Source organism: Streptomyces sp. NPDC057137, assembly GCF_042670825.1.
GTDB lineage: Bacteria > Actinomycetota > Actinomycetes > Streptomycetales > Streptomycetaceae > Streptomyces.
Genome location: NZ_JBHUUW010000018.1, coordinates 112,174 through 132,269 on the forward strand (window position 1 = coordinate 112,174; position 20,096 = coordinate 132,269).

Annotated in this window: 15 protein-coding genes; 8 read left to right on the forward strand and 7 right to left on the reverse strand. The window is 67.4% G+C overall.

The window, feature by feature from the left end; translation table 11 throughout:
• Nucleotides 1–2: 2 nt before the first annotated feature.
• The 4 genes from ACFT9I_RS17495 (at nt 3) to ACFT9I_RS17510 (ending at nt 3,907) form a co-directional block, all read left to right on the forward strand.
• Nucleotides 3–1,772 carry a hypothetical protein gene (locus ACFT9I_RS17495; RefSeq protein WP_382565082.1) on the forward strand — a complete coding sequence of 590 codons (1,770 nt, stop codon included), beginning with the start codon at nt 3–5 and terminating at the stop codon, nt 1,770–1,772.
• A 26-nt stretch (nt 1,773–1,798) separates the two neighbouring features.
• Nucleotides 1,799–3,091, forward strand: coding sequence for a S8 family serine peptidase (locus ACFT9I_RS17500; protein WP_382565084.1), 1,293 nt, complete (start codon nt 1,799–1,801; stop codon nt 3,089–3,091).
• A 69-nt stretch (nt 3,092–3,160) separates the two neighbouring features.
• Entirely contained in the window at nt 3,161–3,523 is a 363-nt protein-coding gene (locus tag ACFT9I_RS17505) for a WXG100 family type VII secretion target (protein ID WP_354608120.1), read from the forward strand.
• An 84-nt stretch (nt 3,524–3,607) separates the two neighbouring features.
• Nucleotides 3,608–3,907 carry a WXG100 family type VII secretion target gene (locus ACFT9I_RS17510; RefSeq protein WP_382565086.1) on the forward strand — a complete coding sequence of 100 codons (300 nt, stop codon included), beginning with the start codon at nt 3,608–3,610 and terminating at the stop codon, nt 3,905–3,907.
• 161 nt (nt 3,908–4,068) lie between these two features.
• On the opposite strand, the gene ACFT9I_RS17515 is transcribed toward ACFT9I_RS17510, so the two are convergent.
• The 7 genes from ACFT9I_RS17515 to eccCa form a co-directional block, all read right to left on the reverse strand.
• The gene (locus ACFT9I_RS17515; protein WP_382565088.1) at nt 4,069–4,635 is read right to left on the reverse strand and encodes a hypothetical protein; all 567 of its coding nucleotides are present in this window, start codon (nt 4,633–4,635) and stop codon (nt 4,069–4,071) included.
• Between the two features lie 238 nt (nt 4,636–4,873).
• The gene (locus ACFT9I_RS17520) at nt 4,874–5,488 is read right to left on the reverse strand and encodes a hypothetical protein (RefSeq protein WP_382565089.1); all 615 of its coding nucleotides are present in this window, start codon (nt 5,486–5,488) and stop codon (nt 4,874–4,876) included.
• A gap of 11 nt (nt 5,489–5,499) precedes the next feature.
• Complete coding sequence (locus tag ACFT9I_RS17525; protein WP_382565091.1) at nt 5,500–7,785, reverse strand: hypothetical protein; 2,286 nt, start codon at nt 7,783–7,785, stop codon at nt 5,500–5,502.
• A 22-nt stretch (nt 7,786–7,807) separates the two neighbouring features.
• Nucleotides 7,808–8,305, reverse strand: coding sequence for a hypothetical protein (locus ACFT9I_RS17530; protein WP_382565092.1), 498 nt, complete (start codon nt 8,303–8,305; stop codon nt 7,808–7,810).
• 319 nt (nt 8,306–8,624) lie between these two features.
• Nucleotides 8,625–9,245: a hypothetical protein gene (locus tag ACFT9I_RS17535; protein ID WP_382565094.1), complete on the reverse strand. Its 621-nt coding sequence runs from the start codon at nt 9,243–9,245 to the stop codon at nt 8,625–8,627.
• Nucleotides 9,246–9,547: 302 nt separating this feature from the next.
• Entirely contained in the window at nt 9,548–9,778 is a 231-nt protein-coding gene (locus ACFT9I_RS17540) for a hypothetical protein (protein ID WP_382565096.1), read from the reverse strand.
• An 85-nt stretch (nt 9,779–9,863) separates the two neighbouring features.
• On the reverse strand, nt 9,864–13,847 hold the full coding sequence (gene eccCa / locus ACFT9I_RS17545) for a type VII secretion protein EccCa (protein ID WP_382565097.1): 3,984 nt from the start codon (nt 13,845–13,847) through the stop codon (nt 9,864–9,866).
• A gap of 226 nt (nt 13,848–14,073) precedes the next feature.
• On the opposite strand from eccCa, the gene eccD reads away from it, so the two are divergent.
• The 4 genes from eccD (at nt 14,074) to ACFT9I_RS17565 (ending at nt 20,072) form a co-directional block, all read left to right on the forward strand.
• Entirely contained in the window at nt 14,074–15,573 is a 1,500-nt protein-coding gene (gene eccD / locus ACFT9I_RS17550) for a type VII secretion integral membrane protein EccD (RefSeq protein WP_382565099.1), read from the forward strand.
• 165 nt (nt 15,574–15,738) lie between these two features.
• Nucleotides 15,739–16,029 carry a 30S ribosomal protein S15 gene (gene rpsO / locus ACFT9I_RS17555; protein WP_023538273.1) on the forward strand — a complete coding sequence of 97 codons (291 nt, stop codon included), beginning with the start codon at nt 15,739–15,741 and terminating at the stop codon, nt 16,027–16,029.
• A 432-nt stretch (nt 16,030–16,461) separates the two neighbouring features.
• Nucleotides 16,462–18,696, forward strand: coding sequence for a polyribonucleotide nucleotidyltransferase (locus tag ACFT9I_RS17560; protein WP_382565101.1), 2,235 nt, complete (start codon nt 16,462–16,464; stop codon nt 18,694–18,696).
• Entirely contained in the window at nt 18,693–20,072 is a 1,380-nt protein-coding gene (locus ACFT9I_RS17565) for a M16 family metallopeptidase (protein WP_382565103.1), read from the forward strand. Before ACFT9I_RS17560 ends, ACFT9I_RS17565 begins: the two co-directional genes overlap by 4 nt.
• Nucleotides 20,073–20,096 lie beyond the last annotated feature (24 nt).

Sequence of the window (20,096 nt, forward strand, 5' to 3'; positions counted from 1 at the left end):
ACATGAGTGACGAAAAGAAACCGCCGCTTCCCCCCCAAGAGCAGCAACAGAACGAAGAGGCTGCCGAGATCCAGGCGGAGTTCGGCGTGACCGATGCCGTGGAGCGCGCGGCGTCGCAACTGGACCGGATCGGCTTCGGCAATTTCGGAGGGTTCTTCTCCAGGACGAGCTTCGAAGAGCGAGACCTCAACGACATGCTCGACCTGCTGGACGGTGCGAAACCCTCGGATCTGGAGAACGCCGGTCGCAACCTCGCCAAGGCCAAGGAGAGCCTCAACGCCGCCGCGCAGGAGTTGAGTGCCTTCGTGAAGGGCACGGTGTGGCACGGAGACGCAGCCACCGAGTTCGAGCGGTACGGCACCGCATTGGCGGGGTACGCGTGGGATCTGGGCACGTTCGCGAACGTCGTCGGCACCCAGATGACCGTCGCGGCAACCGGTCTCACATCGGTCCGCAGCGCCAAACCGCCCCGCGACAACCGGGCGGACCGCAGGCGTCCCAAGGACTTCCCGGTCTCGGAACAGCAGGACGACAACCCGGAGTACAAGCGGGCTGTGCAGGCGGAGGAGAACCGCCAGGAGGGCATCAACCAGATGAACCGCCTGGCGTCGTTCTACGCGGTGTCGGAGCAGTCGCTGGCCGGGGTGAAGGAGCCGGTGCTGCCGAAGATGCTGGGGACGGCGGTGCCGGAGCCGAGACAGGGCGAGTGGGACAACGGATTCGGTTCGAGAGACTCCGGCAGCACGGACGCGCTGGGCTCGTCGCCACAGCAGTCGAGCGCTGTACGCACAGACGCCGGCGGCACGGGCGGCGTCGCCCGTACTGGTACCGACGGTTTGGTCACACAGGATCCGACCCCGAACACGTCGATGGAGATCGACAGCGTCAAGACGCTGCCCCCCACCCCGACGAGTCCCGGTCCCGCGCAGCCTCCCACGGTGACTACCGGACCAAGCTCAGGAAACAGCCATGTCCCGCCGTTGGGGCCCAATTTCAGCCCTCCCGTACGCGGCGGCGGTCCCCGTTCCGGCCCGCCGCTCACGCCGAGGGGCGGAGGCCCAGGGCCGGTCTCCAACGCGAGAACGGGTACGGGCGGCGGCGGCCGTCCCGGCCCCGTAGGACGCCCGACCCCGATGAACGGCGGCACTAGCTCGGGTTCCCAGTCGGGCAGGGGTCCGGTCGGCAGGCCGACGACACCCATGGGTCCCGGCGCGGGACGTGGCGGTGGCACGAATGCCACCCGGAGTCCCATGGCCGGCCGACCGAACACCGGGGGGCAGCCGATGGGTGGGCGGTCCGGTTCGGGCTCCTCCTCCGGGCCGCGTACGGGCCGTACCAACGGCATCGTAGGAGGCACGCCACAGCGCACTTCCGGCGGCGGCACCGGATCCTCCGGGTCACGTATTCCCCGGGGGAATGTCATCGGTGGCGCGGGTAGTACGACGCCGGGCCGATCGTCGTCGGCCGCGCGACCCAGCCAGTCCGGTGTCGTGGGAAACAAGCCCGCACAGGGTGCTGCACGGCCCACGGGGCGGGGTATGCCCAGCTCCAACGGTGTTGTAGGCACTCCACGGAACGGTGGTACGTCCTCCCGGGGCGGCGCCGGCGGGTTCACAACCGGCGGCTCAGGACTGACCGGTGGCCGACGTGGTCGTCAGTCCGACGACGAGGAGCAGGAGCGTCCCGGACAGCCACGTCCGGAGAACCGGACGGACGAGGAAGAAACGCGGACGGTGCGGCGCCGTGGTGCCGTACCGCCAGTCATCGACTAGGCACAGCGGAAGGTACGGAAGTCGGGATGACCGCAGGAATGAGCCAGGTCCGGAAGCGCTCCGGGGCGGACGGCTTTCGGCGCGGCCCGCTGTTCACAGTGGCCGTGCTCGGGGCCTCGGCGATGGTCATGGTCGGTGCCGCTCCGGCGGCGGTCGCTGAGGATATGCAGTCGAAGCAGTGGTACCTGGATGCCATGCGTGCCGAGGAGATCTGGAAGTCCACCACGGGCGAGGGGGTCACGATCGCCCTGATTGACACTGGCGTCAACGCGTCGATCCCGTCGCTCAAGGGACAGTTGCTGAAGGGCCTGGATGCCACTGAGACGGATGGGACGACGGACGACTACAACGGGCACGGGACCACCATGGCTGAGCTCATTGCTGGAACAGGCGTGGGCGGTGGGCTCAAGGGTTTGGCGCCCGGAGCCAAGATCATCCCAATGCGGATGGCCAACGAGGAGTTCGAGGAGAAACACAAGTCGAACTCTTTCGACAACGTCAACGCTATCCGCGCGGCCGCCGATGGTGACGCCAAGATCATCAACATGTCCATCGGTAGTGAGTTCCTCAGTTACCAGGAGAAAGAGGCGGTGAAGTACGCCCATGGGAAGGGTAAGTTGCTCTTCGCCGCTGTGGGCAACACGGGCGACAAGGCGAACAAGCCTGGTTACCCCGCCAATTATCCGGAGGTAGTCGGCGTCGCCGCTTCTGACCGCGAGGGCCAGGTGGCCACGTACTCACAGCACGGCGACTTCGTCGACATCGCCGCCCCCGCCAACGACATTCCCGGCTGGTGTGACGAGACCTTCACCAAATACTGCGTCGGCGAAGGCGGAACCAGCGCCGCTACCGCTCTCGCCTCCGCCTCCGCCGCCCTCATCTGGTCCGCCAACCCCGACTGGACCGCGAACCAGGTCCTCCGCGTCATGTTCGAGTCCGCGGGCCGCGGCGACGACTGGAAGCCGGGGACCGTCAGCAACTACCTCGGCCACGGGATCGTCCGCCCCAACGCCGCCATCAACCGCGGGATCGGCAAGCCCGGCGATCCGGACGTCAGCCCATTGACCAACGAGCGGACGGCGGCTGAAGGCTCCGAGGCGGGCGCCCCGTCGAAGGACCCGTCGGACGACTCCGCCTCCTCCCAGCCCAAGCCCGGCGCGGACAGCGCCAAGGACACGGATGCGGCCACAGACACGGCCAACGCCGCGAAAGACACCGGCGACGACAGCCAGTGGGGCCTGATCCTCGGCGGAGTGGCGGTCGTCGCCGTACTCGCCGGGGGCGGGTTCGCCGTCGTACGCAAACGTCGCAGCGCCTGACCGTGCGGCTCAGACCACTCACCGAAGTACCCACGCAGTAACGAGCACATACGAAAAGGAGACTGACATATGGCAGTCCAGAAGGTCGGCGATCAGAGTCTCAAGGATTTCCAGGACGAGATCACGATCAAGTTCGAGGATGTCAAGGGACAGCTGAAGAACCTCCAGGGCGTCATCGACAGCCTGGAAGGTGCCTGGAAGGGCATTGGCGCCAGCGCCTTCGACGCGAAGCAGGCCGAGATCAACTCCGGCATGGTCCGCATCGCGAAGATGCTGCTCAACTTCCAGGAAGCCATCCAGGTCACCCGTACGACCGCGGGCAACACCGAGGACGAGGTCTACGCGGCCCTCAACGGTGTCGACGTGACCGCCGGCTTCTCCGGCGACTCCGCCGCGACGGCGAAGGCCACGTCGAACATCAACGGCTACTGACGGACCGTCAGCCGGCCACCCCGCACGTAGCGCAGACAGCGCACCGCACACCGCACTGACAGAGAACAGGAAACAGGAGGACTCGTGGCTCAGCAGAACGACGGCACCATGGTCGTGACCTACGGCTCGCTGGAGCAGGCCGCCGGGGTCATCGAGAAGCAGGCCGCCCGGCTCGACGAGAGCCTTGAGGCCATTCAGACGAAGATCCGCGGCGTCTCCGCGACCTTCGAGGGCGAGGCCAAGACCGCGGCGGACGCGGCCCACAAGAAGTGGGACAACGAGACGCGCCTGATCCACAACGCGCTCAAGGACATCGCCCGCAAGGTCCGCGAGGCCGGCCCGACTTACCAGGCGGGCGACAAGAAGTCCGCCGGCTACTTCTAAGAACCTCTTAGGAGCGAACGGCAGTTACGGCCACAAGGGGGGCACGCGCGGGAGGTGCCCCCCTTTGCCATGCCCAGGTACGTGGTGGTGGCTCAGGGAGCTGCGCGGGCAGTTCCGTCGCCGACCCGTAGCGTCGCGCCACGACCGCCGACGTGCGCCCGTCAGATATCGATCTCACATGCGCCTGCCTTCGGCACGGTTGTTGTGTATGCCTCGATCACTTTCAGCACCGCCGAGGCATCCGCCGAGTCACCGCCGACTCGTACCGTCGTGTAGAGGTCGCCGTCGACACCTTTGCCCATCTCGGAGGAGTCCTCGCACTCGATCAGCCCGGCCCCGCCCTTGCCCGAGTAGCTGTACCGCTTGTCGGTGGTGACCTTGTCGTCCGGGCCCGCGCCGATCGTCTTCTCGGCGACTTCCGCGACGGGGGTGTCGGCCTCGTACCACTCTATGGACGTCGACAGGGCGACCTCGTCGTCCACCGATACGTAGCAGCGCTTGACGCCGCTGGCCGTCTTCGACCGCTCGGCGACCTTCTCTCCCGCCGGCAGCAAGGGATCCAGTACGTCGGCCGGCACCTCGACGCCGCACAGCGCCTTGGGGACCTCGTACTCCTTCTCCCGCGTCGGTTCCGAGCAGCCGCTGACCAGCACGACGATCGAGAGAGCCCCCAGGCTCACGGTGAGCCGACGGCGCGTGACGTAGAGGCGGTTCTCGCGGCTCTTCATACGTTCCCTTGCAAATCCCTTGGTCTGAACGGCGGTCGGGCACGGCCTCAGCTACGACCGTGCCCGTCAGGTGGCCCACTACGTGGGTCTCTCTCTGCCTCCAGGCGCGTCGACAACGGACCCGGAGACGGTCCCTCGCGGTCGCTCGCGCAGGCTCTGGCGCAGGCGTGTCGCTCCGTGATCAGCCGCAGGTCGGCAGGTGTGAGAGCCGTGCGTAACCTGCGGCTGGATCGCCGACCTACTCAGGCAACTTGGAGGGAAGGTTGCAGTCCGTCTCCTTGTGCGCGAAGCGGCCCGCCTCGACAGCGAGATCCTTGAGGCCTTGACGCACCTTGTCCGACGCCTCGTTCGACTGCAGATCAACGACGACTCTGAGGCTGTATTCGCCGCCCGGCATGGTTCCCGCTTTGGCGCAAGGCACCTGAATGGCGACCGTGTTGTCTGCCGTGATGAAGCCTCCGGATCCCGCTGCGAAGCTCTCACGGGACTCGTCGCCGTCCTCCAGCGAGTAGTTCGCCCAACTGTCGGCGGGCTGGGTCTCCATCACCAGCGTTTGGACGCCCAGGAGCGATTTCTCCTCACCGTAGACCGTGCAGTCGCTCCTGAACGCATTGCTTTGCTGCGTCACCTGCTCGCCGGTCACTCTGCCTCTGAAGGAGTACTTGGGTTCCTTCGGGAGCACTGTTTCGAGCGTTGAGGCCGCTTTCGAGGAGTCGCCGAGCGACTCGCAGACCTTGCTCGCCTCTATTTTGCCGCGCTTCTCGAACGGAGGTAGTCCGAGCACATAAAATGCGGCCGCCGCCAAGCCGACCACCACCAGTGCGGCGAGGGGGACCAGGAACTTCTTCGACATGGACATCAAGCTCACTTTTTGGGTTCGAGTTGCCGGGGAGTTCCTTCGCCGTCGATAAAGTCGTCGAGGTTCGTGCGGGCATTGTTGAAGCCCGATTCCGCCGCACTGGCAGCAGCGGCGACAATGGCTGGCGATGGGTTCTTCGCGCTCTCGCCCGCTTTTTCGGCAGCCGCCTCGACAAGGGTGTAGGTCGACTGTCGAGTCGCGTCTATTTCTTGGCCGTTACGGTAAATGACTTCGCCGGAACTGTCCTTCAACGAGCCTTCCGTGAGACCGCCGAGAATCTCATCCACTGCGGTGCCTGCCAGTCCGCCCGCCACAATCCCGCCAGGGCCGATGAACGGAGCGGTCGCCAGACCGACACCGATGCCGACCCCGGAGCCGACCCAGGTGCTGGTGGTCTGGATCGCGTCGTTGAAGTCTTGATCCTTCACGCCCGCATCTTCCTCGCTCGCGAACGCACGACCCGCCCCGATCGTTCCCTGGACTTCACCGCTCACTTTTGCCACCCCCTCAATGCCCTGCTTGAGGTTGTCGCTGTCGCTGAAGTTGGGGTCCTGCACGAAGGCACCCGGATTCGCGAAGTGATATTCCATCAGGGACGTCGTATAGCTTGCCTGTCCCGCGTTGACCGCCGCATATCCCTCGGGATTCTGTCCCACCGTGTAGAGGAACCTGGTGAGGTCGACCTCGGGGATCTTCGCCGCCTCACCGACCACCGGAAACAGGTCGTTCGCCGATTCTTTTCCGGGGTACATGCCTCGATTGATGTCAGGCATGTACTCGGCGGCAATCTGACCCACACTGTCGGACATGTAGCTGTGCTCAGTGAGTCGTTCCGGGTTCTCCGAGATGGACGTTATCAAGTTCTTCGCCAGCTCCGCCTGGCCGGCGTTGTGTGCTGGGGTGTCCAGCGTCGGCATCTCGCCCGCCGGGTGCCCGGTCGTGGCCGCTTCCAGGGCCATCGCCAGGTTGTTCCGGCCGGAGATGCTGTCATCGCCGTCCTTGTCGCGCTCCGGCGGCCAATCGCGCTCCTCGAAGAGGTAATCGAAGTTTGAGAGCGAGTCCTTTACTTCTTTGTTGTCATCGTTCTTCGTCTTGAAGTCGTGGTCCTCGTCCTTAGAGAGGAACGGGTCGTTGAAGAAGTCCGTCGCGGCGTCCGGGCTGTTCGACAGCGCCTTGAGGTAACCGATCATGGGGTCCGAACCGGAGTCCTCACCGGTGCGGTTGAGATTCGGGTCCATGCCCATGTGGGTCCAGACCGTCGCCCCGTGGCGGCCGTTGCTGGTGGCCGCCTTCTCGGTCTCCATGAGTTCGGAGCCGTAGCTCTTGAGGAACTGGTCGTCGAAGTTGCCCCAGCGCATCAGGTTGCTCATCACCTGGAAGCCTTGGGTGGTGCTGTTCTTGTGTACGGGCTGGCTGCCGAGCTCCGTCATCTCGTACGTCCACCTGCGCATTTCAGGCGTGTCCGCCTGAGTCGCGGTGGCGAGCGTGAGGCTGAGGTTCTTCTGCAGATCGCCTAGCTGTTCGCGCCGCTCCGAGTACACGTCCCGGTTCGTGGCGGGATCGGTGATGGCATCCCAGAATTCGAGAGTCCCCTTGGGGCCCAACTGCTCCGCGAAGCGCTCGCTGAAGAGTTCGTCGCCCGAGTACTTCTTGAGGCCCGCGTTGAGCGCGTCGAACTCCTTGACCGTCAGGTCCTCCGGGTTCTTCCTCGCGATACGGGCCAGGTTCTCGGCTTCCTTGATCGCGTTGGCCGCCGAATCGCGGTCCGCGTACTTCTGCCCGGAGAAACCGTAGTCGGTGAGGTCGACGAGAGCCTTGAGCGACGTGGACGCCGTGTTGTCCATCTCCGTCGCCGTGTTCAGAATCCCCTGAAGCTCGTCCCGCAGTGCGTCGACGTCTCTCTGGCCGTTCGCGGGCTTCGGGTCGGGATTCGGAGTGACGGTGAAGCCGCTGCCCGCCGGCTTCACGGACATGTGATTACCGCGCCCACGCTCGATGGCTTCCTTGAGCAGCCGCTGCTGGGTCTTCAACTCGCCCTGGGTGTCGCGGATGATGTTGCGAATCGACTCGGCCTGGGTGTAGGCGTCGTTGAACTCCTCGGCCGTCTTGCCGATGAACTCACGCGAGACCGTGGCGTTGTAGCCGGCCCAGTTGGCCTTGCTCGCCTTGCCGTGGAGTCCGTCCTTCGCGTCGGTCTTGAGATCGGTGAGTTTGGTGAGCATCTTCGTCCAGTCGCTGACTGTGGTGTCGAGCGAGGCGAAATTGGCTGAGTGAAGGGCTTCGAAATCCATGAGTCTGTTCCTTTAGTCCTTCTCAGTCCTTCTCGTCTTTCTTGGGCTCGCCGTAGACCTCGTTCTTCTCGCCCGGCGGGGCCCACTGCTCATCGAAGCCGACATCCAGTGTGGAGATGCTGCTCACATGACGCTGAATGAAGATCTCGTCGCCTTCGTGTGCCTTTTTTGTGAAGTCCATGTGGTTCGAAATGAGCGCGCACGCGTCCATGAGGGACCCGAGCTGCCGGTCCCAACGCAGCGACACATGGCTCAGAGCACCGCCGAGCGCGAAGCCCTGACCCTTCAGATCGCTGCCGGCCGTGTCGGTGCTGGTGACCCGCGCCTCTTCCCACAGCCGGTTGTACAGCTTGAACGCCTCGTCGCCGATCGCCGCCAGGTCCTTCTGATCGACCGACAGATCACCCGTGGGACTGCCCGCATTGGGCCTGTCCTCTTCCGGGATCCCGTTGAGTTGCATCTGCGTCTGCTCGTTGCCCGCGGCCGACGCCTTCAGCTGGTCCCATTCGTCCCACGCCATCTGGGACTCCTTCCCCCGTGCTCAGTGATTGATCTCGTCATTCCGGATCAACCTATTGATGCGGAATGACGTGCGCAAGTGCCAGCCGCCGCAATCGAGTTGAGCAACGCATCCCCAGCTCGCTCCGTCCCCACCAGCCGGAACGTCTCCACCGCCTGTCACTCCAAGGAACGGCGCCAGCACGGTCAGTGCGATCCGTCACTTCGGGATCAGCTTGCTGGCCGACCGTCCAGGTGGGCGAGCAACAAGTCCGTCGGCCGCCGCCGGGAACCTCTAGCAACAAGCGAATTGAGCCGAACAGGATCACGACACTGTTCGGTTAGATCCGGGGAAGCTCATCGGGGAACTCCCGTGCCTCCTTGCATTCACCGGTCTTGTAAGCATGCTCGGTCAGCTGATAGGCGAAGTCCATCAGCACCTGCCGAAGGGCGCGGCCCTTGACGCGACTTTCTCCGATGGTTCGTACGTCCGACACCAGTGAGTGGTTTCTCTCCACCTTGTACTCGGCTTGTCGCGGGGGAGTGCAGGGTACGTAGACCGACGCGAGGTTGTCCAGTGCGATGACTTTCACCTCGCCCGCAGATACCGAGACGGGGTCCCTGCCGACTTTGCTCGAATACGATTGGCGCCAGCCTTCTTCGGTGGCAAAGCCAGACTGCGCCTCGCCGGAAATAATGGATCCGCCGGCGTTCACGTAACACGAGAAGGTGAATTGGTTGCTGGCCGACGTGGTTGTTATTTTTCCACGTTCATCGGCTGTGCGTGCATCCGGCAGGGCCCCTGCAACGATGCTTCGATCCACGGCCCCAGAGCACGGCCGTGCCGGAAGGCGATCGATTCCCTTGGTGAAGATCTGCTGATAGCCGAGAAAACTTCCAGCCATAAGTGCGCAGAACGCCACCGTGACTATCAGATTCTTCTTAATGCCTGGCCGCATCATGGCTTTATTGGGCTCTCTGCGTTACGGGGTGGGCCGTCCATGGACGTTCTTGTACTTACCGACACTGCGGATGAACTCTTCGAGTTCCGCGGCCGACATGTCTTTGGCGTTCTTCGCCAGCTTGGCCATGTCATCGGCCCTTTGGAGGGCCGATGACCGCCGAGTCGCGGAGCTTTTGGGATTCCTTCCCCCGTACCCACCGATGGATTTCACCATTCCGGATCAACCTATTGACGCGCCCTGATCTCAGGAAAGTAGCCCACGCCGCAAACGAGTTGACCCCACTGGGGCGTCCTACCGCCTCACTCCATTCCCGCGAGCCGGAACATCTCCACCGCCTGCCACCCCAGGAACAGCGCCAGCACTATCAGCGCGACCTTCCGCCCCCGGATCAGCCCGTCCGACGGCTCGTGCGCCGCCGGGTTGTCGAAGCGTCTCGCCTGGAAGCGCCACCACGCCTTGCGCTGGTCGATGAACGCCAGCCCCAGGAACAGCACGGCGAAGAACGCCACGAAGAACCCCGCACCCGTCACCGCCCTGCCACCATCCTCATACCCGTCGCCGTCCCCGTCCCCGAATCCGTGTCCGTATCCGTCATCGGCCCGCTCAGCGGCCCCGTCACCGCTCGTCCAGCGAGGGCATCAGACCGGTCTGCACCAGCGGGTTGCCGCGTTGGCGGGAGACGAAGATGCCCCGGCCCGCCGGCATCGGACGCGCCCGTACGCCGCCGAGGATGTCGCCCTCCTGCGGGTCGCCCGAGAGCAGCACACCCTGCGCGCCCAGCTCCATCATCCGCTGCATGAACGGCTCGTACGAGGCCCTGCTCGCGCCCGCCGCGCTGCGCGCGATGATGAAGCGGACACCCACGTCACGCGCGAACGGCAGCTGCTCCGTGAGCTTGTTGAGCGGGTTGCCGCTGGAGGTGGACACCAGGTCGTAGTCGTCGACGACCACGAACACCGTCGGGCCCCGCCACCAACTGCGTTCGCGCAACTGCTGCGCCGTGACGTCGGCGGCTGGCGTACGGCGCTGCATCAGGTCCGACAGCGCGTCCACGTGGTGGTCCATGTTGTTGGACATGGGCACGTACTCCGCCAGGTGCGTCGCCGGCGTCACGTCCAGCAGCGCGCGCCGGTTGTCGATGACGAAGAACTTGGCCGAGTTCCCGTCGTACCGCTGCGACAACTGCGTGATGAGCAGCCGCAACAGGTTCGACTTGCCGGACTCGCTCTCGCCGAACACCAGGAAGAACGGATCGCGGTCGAAGTTGACGAAGACCGGCTCCAGCAGGTTCTCGTCGATCCCGAAAGCCACGCCGCGCTTCGGCTGCGCCGCCCCCGTCGGCAGCGTCGCCGCGTCCAGCTCGCGCGGCAGCAGCCGTACGGCCGGGGCGCCCGGGCCCGTCCAGTGGCGGCCGACCTCCTGCGTCATGGCGGCCGTCGCCTCCGACAGGTCGCTGTCGGAGTTGATGGAGTCGATCCGCGGCACCGCCGCCATGAAGTGCAGCTTCTCAGGCGTCAGACCCCGGCCGGGCACCCCCGTGGGGACGTTGACGGCCGCCTTGCGGTCCAGGTCGGAGTCCATCGTGTCGCCGAGGCGCAGCTCCAGCCGGTTCATCAGGTGGTCCTTGAGGTTGGCGCGCACCTCCATCGAGCGCGACGCCGTCAGCACCACATGGATGCCGTAACCGAGCCCGCGCGCCGCGATGTCCAGCACGGCGGGCTCCAACGCCTCATAGTCGGTGCGGAAGTTGCCCCAGCCGTCGATGATCAGGAAGACGTCGCCCCACGGCTGGTCGGTCAGCGAGATCTCGCCCCGCTCCCGCATCCTGCGGAAGGTGTTGATGGAGTCGATCCCCGCCGTACGGAAGTACTCCTCGCGGCGCGCCAGGATGCCGTACACCTCGGCCGTCGTCCGTCGCACCTTCTCGGGGTCGAGCCGCGACGCCACGCCACCGACGTGCGGCAGCCCGGCGACCGACGACATACCGCCGCCGCCGAAGTCCAGCCCGTAGAACTGCACCTCCTGCGGCGTGTGCGTCAGCGCGAATCCCGCGATGAGCGTGCGCAGCAGCGTCGACTTGCCGGACTGCGGCCCGCCCACGATCTGCATGTGCCCCGCCGCACCGGAGAAGTCCCGGTACAGCGTGTCGCGACGCTGCTCGTACGGCTTGTCGACCACACCCAGCGGTACGACGAGGCGCCCGGCGCCCTCGAAGCCGGGCTGGGTCAGCCCGCGCCCCTCCACGTTCGACAGCCCCGGCAGCAGCTCGTCCAGCGACGGCGGGTTGTCCAGCGGCGGCAGCCACACCCGGTGCGCCTCGGCGCCGCGCCCTTCGAGCCGGCGCACGATCACGTCGAGCACCGTGTCGGCCAGCGCGTCGTCCTCGGACGTGGTGCGCGCGTCCGGTACGGCGGGCCGGTTGGCCGGCTGGACGTAGTGCACCGGCACCGGCGCCGCGGTGAACGGCACGGGCCTGCGGTCGACCGGCAGCGGCCCCCCGGTCCCCGCGACGGCCTGCGCGTTCGCGCGGTACACCCCGGAGACGTACGCGGCCTTGAACCGCACCATCTCGTCGGTGCCGTACTTCAGATACCCGGAACCGGGCACGTTCGGCAGCTGGTACGCGTCCGGCACACCCAGCGCCGCGCGTGACTCCGCGGCCGAGAAGGTACGCAGACCCACGCGGTACGAGAGGTACGTCTCCAGCCCGCGCAGCCGGCCCTCCTCCAACCGCTGCGACGCCAGCAGGAGATGGACGCCCAGCGAACGCCCGATGCGCCCGATCTGGACGAACATCTCGATGAAGTCCGGCATCGCTGTCAGGAGTTCACTGAACTCGTCGATGACCAGGACGAGCGACGGGATGGGCTGCAGCGGGGAGCCCGCCGCGCGCGCCTTCTCGTAGTCGTGGATGTTCGCGTAGTTGCCCGCGTCGCGCAGCATCTCCTGGCGGCGGTTCAGCTCACCGCGGATCGAGTCGCCCATGCGGTCGACCAGCGTGAGGTCGTCCGCGAGGTTGGTGATCACCGCCGCGACGTGCGGCATCTGTGACATGCCCGCGAAGGTGGCGCCGCCCTTGAAGTCCGCGAGGACGAAGTTCAGCGTCTCCGAGGAGTGCGTGACGGCGAGGCCCAGCACCAGCGTGCGCAGCAGTTCGGACTTGCCGGAGCCGGTGGCGCCGACGCACAGGCCGTGCGGCCCCATGCCCTCCTGCGCCGCCTCCTTGAGGTCCAGCATGACGGGGGCGCCGTCCTCGCCGACACCGATGGGCACACGCAGCCGCTCCGCCTGTGAACGGGGCCGCCAGGTACGGGTGACATCGACGGACGCCGCGTCCCCGAGGTTCAGCAGATCGGTGAAGTCGAGGTTGGCGAGCAGCGGTTCGTCGTCGTCGTCACCGCCCGTCGCGGCCCGCAGCGGTGCGAGCTGGCGGGCCAGCGCCTCGGCGGCCTCCAGGCTCAGCCGGTCGGGCTCCCCGTCGTACACCATGCCGTGCCCCGACTCCAGCCGCAGCGAGTCGGGGTGCACCACCACGGAGAGGCCGCCGCGCGCGCCGGTGACCTCGCCCGGTACGACCTCGATGACCGTCACGCCCTGCAGCCCCTCGGCCGACGCCAGCGCCGACACGGGGGGCAGCGACAGGCCGTCCAGGACGACGACGATGTGCGGCTGGTCCAGCAGCGGATGGCCGCCGGGCTGGAAGCGCGGGCGGCCCTCCAGCCGCGCCGCCAGCATCTCCTCCAACTCCCGTACGTCGGAGGTGATGAGCCGGCGGCTGCCCGCCCCGTCCCCGGGGCCCTGCGCCTGGACGTGCGGCAACCACTTCGCCCACTCCCACCGCGACGCCGCGCCCCGTCCCGCGACGACGGCGATGACCAGGTCCTCGGGGGAGTGCAGCGAGGCGAGCGAACCGACCATCGCGCGCGCCGTGGAGCGCACCGACTCCGCCTCGCCGGTGACCGTCAGGTGGTAGAAGGCGCGCAGCGAGACGGCCATCGGCAGACCGTCCACCACGCTGTGCGCGTTGAGGAACTGCCGCATCGCCCCGGCGGTCAGCGGCTCCAGCTCGTCCACCGGCGCGGTGTCGGGCTCGATGAGCGCGGTGGCGAGCTGCTGACTGCCCAGGCCGATACGTACCTGCCCGAAGTCGTCGTCGGCGACCCGGCGTTCCCACACCCGGCTGCCCTCGGCGACCAGCGCCCACAGCTGCTCGGGGGACGGGTGCAGGTAGTACTGCGCGTCCCGTTGCAGATGCGCGGTCCGCAGCACCGTACGCCGCGTCTGCGTCAGGTACTTGAGGTAGTCACGCCGCATGTCGGCGAGTTCGCCCTGAGTACCGCGCCGGTGCCGCACCAGCATCGCGATGGCCATGGCGATCGTCGAGGCGATCATCACCATGCCCATGATCCGCATGATCGGATTCGGCGTCATGAAGAAGAAGACGACCGAACCACCCATGCCCAGCATCGGCAGCAGCTGCATGAGCGCACCCTCCTGCTGCCCTCTGGGCAGCGGCGGAGGGGGTTGTACCTGCACCTGCTCGCCGGGTACGTCGGCGGGCAGGGCCCGCGGTGGGCGCTTGACGACGATCTGACTCACTGCTCACCAATTCCCTTGCCGGACGAAAGAGTTCCCACCGGCGCCCCCGTGGCGACGGGCCTCCATCCGCGGGCAAGGATCCTACTTGCGTGGGTGCCCACCACCCGGCGGTAGGGTGACCGGACGCGTTCGCGCAGGCGTGAACTTCCGCAAAAATGCGGTCATTCGGAGCGCGAACGCAGGCATCGGGCGCATGGGATCCACGAGGGGGATGCAGCACGTGAGTATGACGGCCCAAGCGGCGGCCACCGGCACCGGTCAGCCCGGCGCACCGGCCCCGTCCAGCGGTGGAACCGGCTTCTGCCGGATCACAGTCGTCGCACCGGACGGCCGGATCGACGTGGCGCTGCCCGAGGACATCCCCGTCGCCGACCTCCATTCGGAGATCCTGCGGCTGTCCGGCCAGAGCCCCGCGGCCGGCGCCCCGGTGGGATATCACCTGGTACGCCGCGACGGCACCGTCCTCGACAGTGCCCGCTCCCTGGCCTCCCAGCGCATCCTCGACGGCGAACTGCTGTCGCTGCGCCCCTTCGCCGAATCCCTGCCCCCGGCGGTCTTCGACGACGTCTCCGACGCCGTCGCGTCCGCGGTCGCCCGCGACCGCACCCTGTGGACCGACAGCGCCATGCGCGGCGCCGGGCTGTTCGGCGGCTCCGTCCTGCTGGTGCTGCTCGCCTTCGTGCTGTGGACCGCCGACCCCCGGCACGACACACACGGCCTGCCCGGCATCCTGGCCGGCGTCACCGCCGTCATGCTGCTCGCCCTCGCCGGCGTACGGGCCCGGGTGTACGACGACCGCGGCTCGTCCGTCGCGCTCGGCATCGGCTCGATGGCCAACGCCGCCGTCGCCGGCTCCGGACTGCTGCCCTTCGCGGACGGCCAGGGCATCGGCAGGCTCCAGTTCCTGCTCGGCTGCGCCGCCGTACTGGTCGCCTCGGTGATCCTGGTGATCGTCACCCCCGCGGGCGACAGCCCCTTCGTCGCGTTCGTCTTCGCCTCCACCGTCGGCCTCCTGGTGACGTTCATCGCCATCACGACCGACATGAAGCCCGCCGAGACCGCCGCCGTGTGCGCCGCGCTCTCCGTAGGAACACTGGCTTTCCTGCCCGGCCTCTCCACCCGCTTCGCCCGCCTCCCCATCGGCTTCGAGCCGCCCCGTACGGCCGCCGGCGACTACGGGACCGACCCCGCGCCCCCCGCCCCCGTCGACCCGGAGCGCATCGCCGCCCAGGCCCGGCGCGGCCACGAACTGCTGGTCGGCCTGGTCGGCGGCTGCGCGCTGGTGGCCGTCGGCGCCGCCGGCGTACTCGGCTTCTCCGACGGCGTGTGGGGCCAGCTGCTCGCCCTCGCCACCGGCGTCGCGATGCTGATGCGCGCCCACCTCTTCAGTTACACGGCGCAGGTCGGCTGCGCCCTTGCCGCCGGCCTCGGCGCCCTCGTCCTGCTGGGACTCGGGCTCAGCCTCAACCCCCCGGAGGGGCTGATCCGCGAGGCCCTGCGCGGTGACGGGGCGGGGCTCGACATCCGTACGGTGTGGCTGACCGCCGCCATCGCGGGGATCGCCACACTGATCATCGCCATAGGGCTGATCGTGCCGCGCAAGGGCGTCACGCCCTTCTGGGGCCGCTTCCTGGAGATCGCCGAGTCCTTCGTACTACTGACGGTCGTTCCGCTGTGCCTGGCTGTGTTCGACGTCTACCACTCCATCCGTGCGTTGACGTCTTGACTGGCTGGTACGCTGTGTGACGGCCGTTTGTGTACGCGTTCCGGTCTGTCCGGAACCAGCGACCGAACATCATCGGCCGATCACCCCGCCACTCGAGTAACCGAAGATCCCCAGCGAATTCGACCTGGGGCACTCGATGGCCACGAAGACCTACGAGGAGTACGCGTGCCGCTTGCCGCCGCTACGAAGAAGCAGATCATGTCGGAGTTCGCCACCAAGGAAGGCGACACCGGCTCCCCCGAGGTCCAGGTCGCGATGCTGTCGCGCCGTATCTCGGACCTGACCGAGCACCTGAAGACGCACAAGCACGACCACCACTCGCGTCGCGGTCTGCTCATCCTGGTCGGCCAGCGCCGTCGCCTGCTGCAGTACCTGGCGAAGAAGGACATCCAGCGCTTCCGTGCGCTGGTCGACCGCCTGGGCATCCGCCGCGGTGCGGCCGGCGGCGCCAAGTAGTACGCCGTGAAGGGAGCGGTTCCCACACACCGGGAACCGCTCCCTTCGCCGTATGCGCACGAAGCTCAGTAACCTGTTCGCAGGAGCACAGCTCCCGGACACCGCTGAGACGCACCACGCGACACCTGCACAAACGAGCAACAGCAGCACCACGAGCACCACGAGCACGATCAGCACGACGAGCATCACGAGTACGACCAGCACCACCCCGTACGACAGAAGGCACCACCCACTGACGAGGGGAAGCGCCCTCCGCCGCCGCCGGTCCTCGGTAGTGGCCCCCGGAACGGCGCGGCGAACGCCGCCCGCGGCCCACGCCGCCGCCCCGGGAGCTTCGATCGAAGACCGGCCCGCAGGAGCGCTTCTCCGCCTGTCCCCCGCCACACGGGCGCGGGACAAAAGACGACAAACGACGAGTATGGAGAACCACTGGTGGAGAACGAGACCCACTACGCCGAGGCCGTTATCGACAACGGCACGTTCGGCACCCGCACCATCCGCTTCGAGACGGGCCGCCTGGCCAGGCAGGCCGCCGGCTCCGCCGTCGCGTATCTGGACGACGACACCATGGTGCTGTCGGCCACCACCGCTTCCAAGAAGCCCAAGGACAACCTCGACTTCTTCCCCCTCACGGTGGACGTCGAGGAGCGGCAGTACGCGGCCGGCAAGATCCCCGGCTCCTTCTTCCGCCGCGAGGGCCGGCCCTCCGAGGACGCGATCCTCACCTGCCGCCTCATCGACCGCCCGCTGCGCCCCTCCTTCAAGAAGGGCCTGCGCAACGAGATCCAGATCGTCGAGACGATCATGGCGCTCAACCCCGACCACCTGTACGACGTGGTCGCGATCAACGCCGCCTCCTGCTCCACGCAGCTGGCCGGCCTGCCCTTCTCCGGCCCGATCGGCGGCACCCGTGTCGCCCTGATCAAGGGCCAGTGGGTCGCGTTCCCGACGCACACCGAGCTCGAGGACGCCGTCTTCGACATGGTGGTCGCCGGCCGCGTCCTGGAGGACGGTGACGTCGCGATCATGATGGTCGAGGCCGAGGCCACCCCGAAGACGATCCAGCTCGTCGCCGACGGCGCCGAGGCTCCCACCGAGGAGATCGTCGCCGCCGGACTGGAAGCCGCGAAGCCCTTCATCAAGGCGCTCTGCAAGGCCCAGGCCGACCTCGCCGCCAAGGCCGCCAAGCCCACCGGCGAGTTCCCGGTCTTCCTCGACTACCAGGACGACGTCCTGGAGGCCCTCACCGCCGCCGTGAAGAGCGAGCTGTCGCAGGCGCTCACCATCGCCGGCAAGCAGGACCGCGAGGCCGAGCTGGACCGCGTCAAGGAGCTCGCCGCCGAGAAGCTGCTCCCGCAGTTCGAAGGCCGCGAGAAGGAGATCTCCGGCGCGTACCGCGCGCTGACGAAGTCCCTGGTCCGTGAGCGCGTCATCAAGGACAAGGTCCGCATCGACGGCCGCGGCGTCACGGACATCCGTACGCTCGCCGCCGAGGTCGAGGCCATCCCGCGCGTGCACGGTTCCGCGCTGTTCGAGCGTGGCGAGACCCAGATCCTGGGCGTCACCACCCTCAACATGCTCCGCATGGAGCAGCAGTTGGACACCCTCTCGCCGGTGACCCGCAAGCGCTACATGCACAACTACAACTTCCCGCCGTACTCCGTCGGTGAGACCGGCCGCGTCGGTTCGCCGAAGCGCCGCGAGATCGGCCACGGAGCGCTCGCCGAGCGCGCCATCGTGCCGGTGCTGCCGACGCGCGAGGAGTTCCCGTACGCGATCCGCCAGGTCTCCGAGGCGCTGGGCTCCAACGGCTCGACGTCCATGGGCTCGGTCTGCGCCTCCACCATGTCGCTGCTGAACGCCGGTGTGCCCCTCAAGGCCCCCGTCGCCGGTATCGCCATGGGCCTGATCTCCCAGGAGATCGACGGCAAGACGCACTACGTCGCCCTCACCGACATCCTCGGTGCGGAGGACGCCTTCGGCGACATGGACTTCAAGGTCGCCGGTACGAAGACGTTCGTCACCGCGCTCCAGCTCGACACCAAGCTCGACGGCATCCCCGCCTCGGTCCTGGCCGCCGCGCTGAAGCAGGCCCGCGACGCCCGCCTCCACATCCTCGATGTGATGAACGAGGCCATCGACGTCCCGGACGAGATGTCCCCCAACGCCCCGCGGATCATCACCGTCAAGATCCCGGTGGACAAGATCGGTGAGGTCATCGGCCCCAAGGGCAAGATGATCAACCAGATCCAGGAGGACACCGGCGCCGACATCACGATCGAGGACGACGGCACCATCTACATCGGTGCCGCCGACGGACCGGCCGCCGAGGCCGCCCGCGCCACGATCAACGGCATCGCCAACCCGACCATGCCGGAGGTCGGCGAGCGCTACCTGGGTACGGTCGTCAAGACCACCACCTTCGGCGCGTTCGTCTCGCTGCTCCCCGGCAAGGACGGTCTGCTGCACATCTCGCAGATCCGCAAGCTCGCCGGCGGCAAGCGCGTGGAGAACGTCGAGGACGTCCTCGGTGTCGGCCAGAAGGTCCAGGTCGAGATCGCCGAGATCGACCAGCGCGGCAAGCTCTCGCTGATCCCCGTGATCGAGGGCGAGGACGAAGAGAAGAACGACACGCAGGACGACCAGAAGGACGAAGCCTCCCAGTGACGTTTCGTAGTTCGACGACGACGGCCCGCACCTCCTCGGAGGTACGGGCCGTCGCCCGTACCCAAACCCTCCTGGAGGGCCAGAACGGCATCGGCACCGTCCGCCGCACGACCCTCCCCGGCGGCCTGCGCGTCGTCACCGAGAGCCTGCCGTCCGTACGGTCGGCGACCTTCGGCATCTGGGTGCAGGTCGGCTCGCGCGACGAGACGCCCACGCTCAACGGCGCCACGCACTACCTGGAACACCTCCTCTTCAAGGGCACCAAGAAGCGCAGCGCCCTCGACATCTCCTCCGCCATAGACGCGGTCGGCGGCGAGATGAACGCCTTCACGGCGAAGGAGTACACCTGCTACTACGCACGCGTGCTCGACACCGACCTCCCCCTCGCCATCGACATCGTGTGCGACATGCTCACGGGCTCGCTGATCGAGGCCGAGGACGTCGACGCGGAGCGTGGCGTCATCCTCGAAGAGATCGCCATGACCGAGGACGACCCGGGCGACTGCGTGCACGATCTCTTCTCGCGGACGATGTTCGGCGACACCCCCCTCGGCCGCCCCGTCCTGGGCACCGTGGACACCGTCAACGCCCTCGACCGCGGCCGGATCGCCCGCTTCTACAAGAAGCACTACGACCCGACGCACCTGGTCGTCGCCGCCGCCGGCAACGTCGACCACGACACCGTCGTACGACAGGTGAGCCGCGCCTTCGAGAAGGCGGGTGCCCTCTCCCGTACGGACGCCGTCCCCGTCGCCCCGCGCGAGGGCCGCCGCGACCTGCGCACCGCCGGCCGCGTCGACCTGCTGAACCGCAAGACGGAGCAGGCCCACATCGTCCTCGGCATGCCGGGCCTCTCCCGTACCGACGAGCGCCGCTGGGCCCTGGGGGTCCTCAGCACGGCCCTCGGCGGCGGCATGAGCTCCCGGCTCTTCCAGGAGGTACGGGAGAAGCGCGGCCTCGCCTACAGCGTGTACTCGTACACCTCCGGCTTCGCCGACTGCGGACTCTTCGGCGTCTACGCGGGCTGCCGCCCCAGCCAGGTCCACGACGTGCTGAAGATCTGCCGCGACGGGCTCGACCAGGTCGCGTCCGAAGGACTCAGCGACGAGGAGATCGGCCGCGCCGTCGGCCAGCTGTCCGGGTCCACCGTCCTCGGCCTGGAGGACACCGGCGCGCTGATGAACCGCATCGGCAAGAGCGAGCTGTGCTGGGGCACCCAGATGTCCGTGGACGACATGCTGGCGCGGATAGCGGCCGTCACCCCCGACGACGTACGCGCGGTGGCGCGCGACGTACTGGGGCAGCGCCCGTCGCTGTCGGTCATCGGGCCCCTCAAGGACAAGCAGGCCGACCGTCTCGACGAAGCGGTCGCCTGACCAACGCCCTCCCCAGCCTCCTAA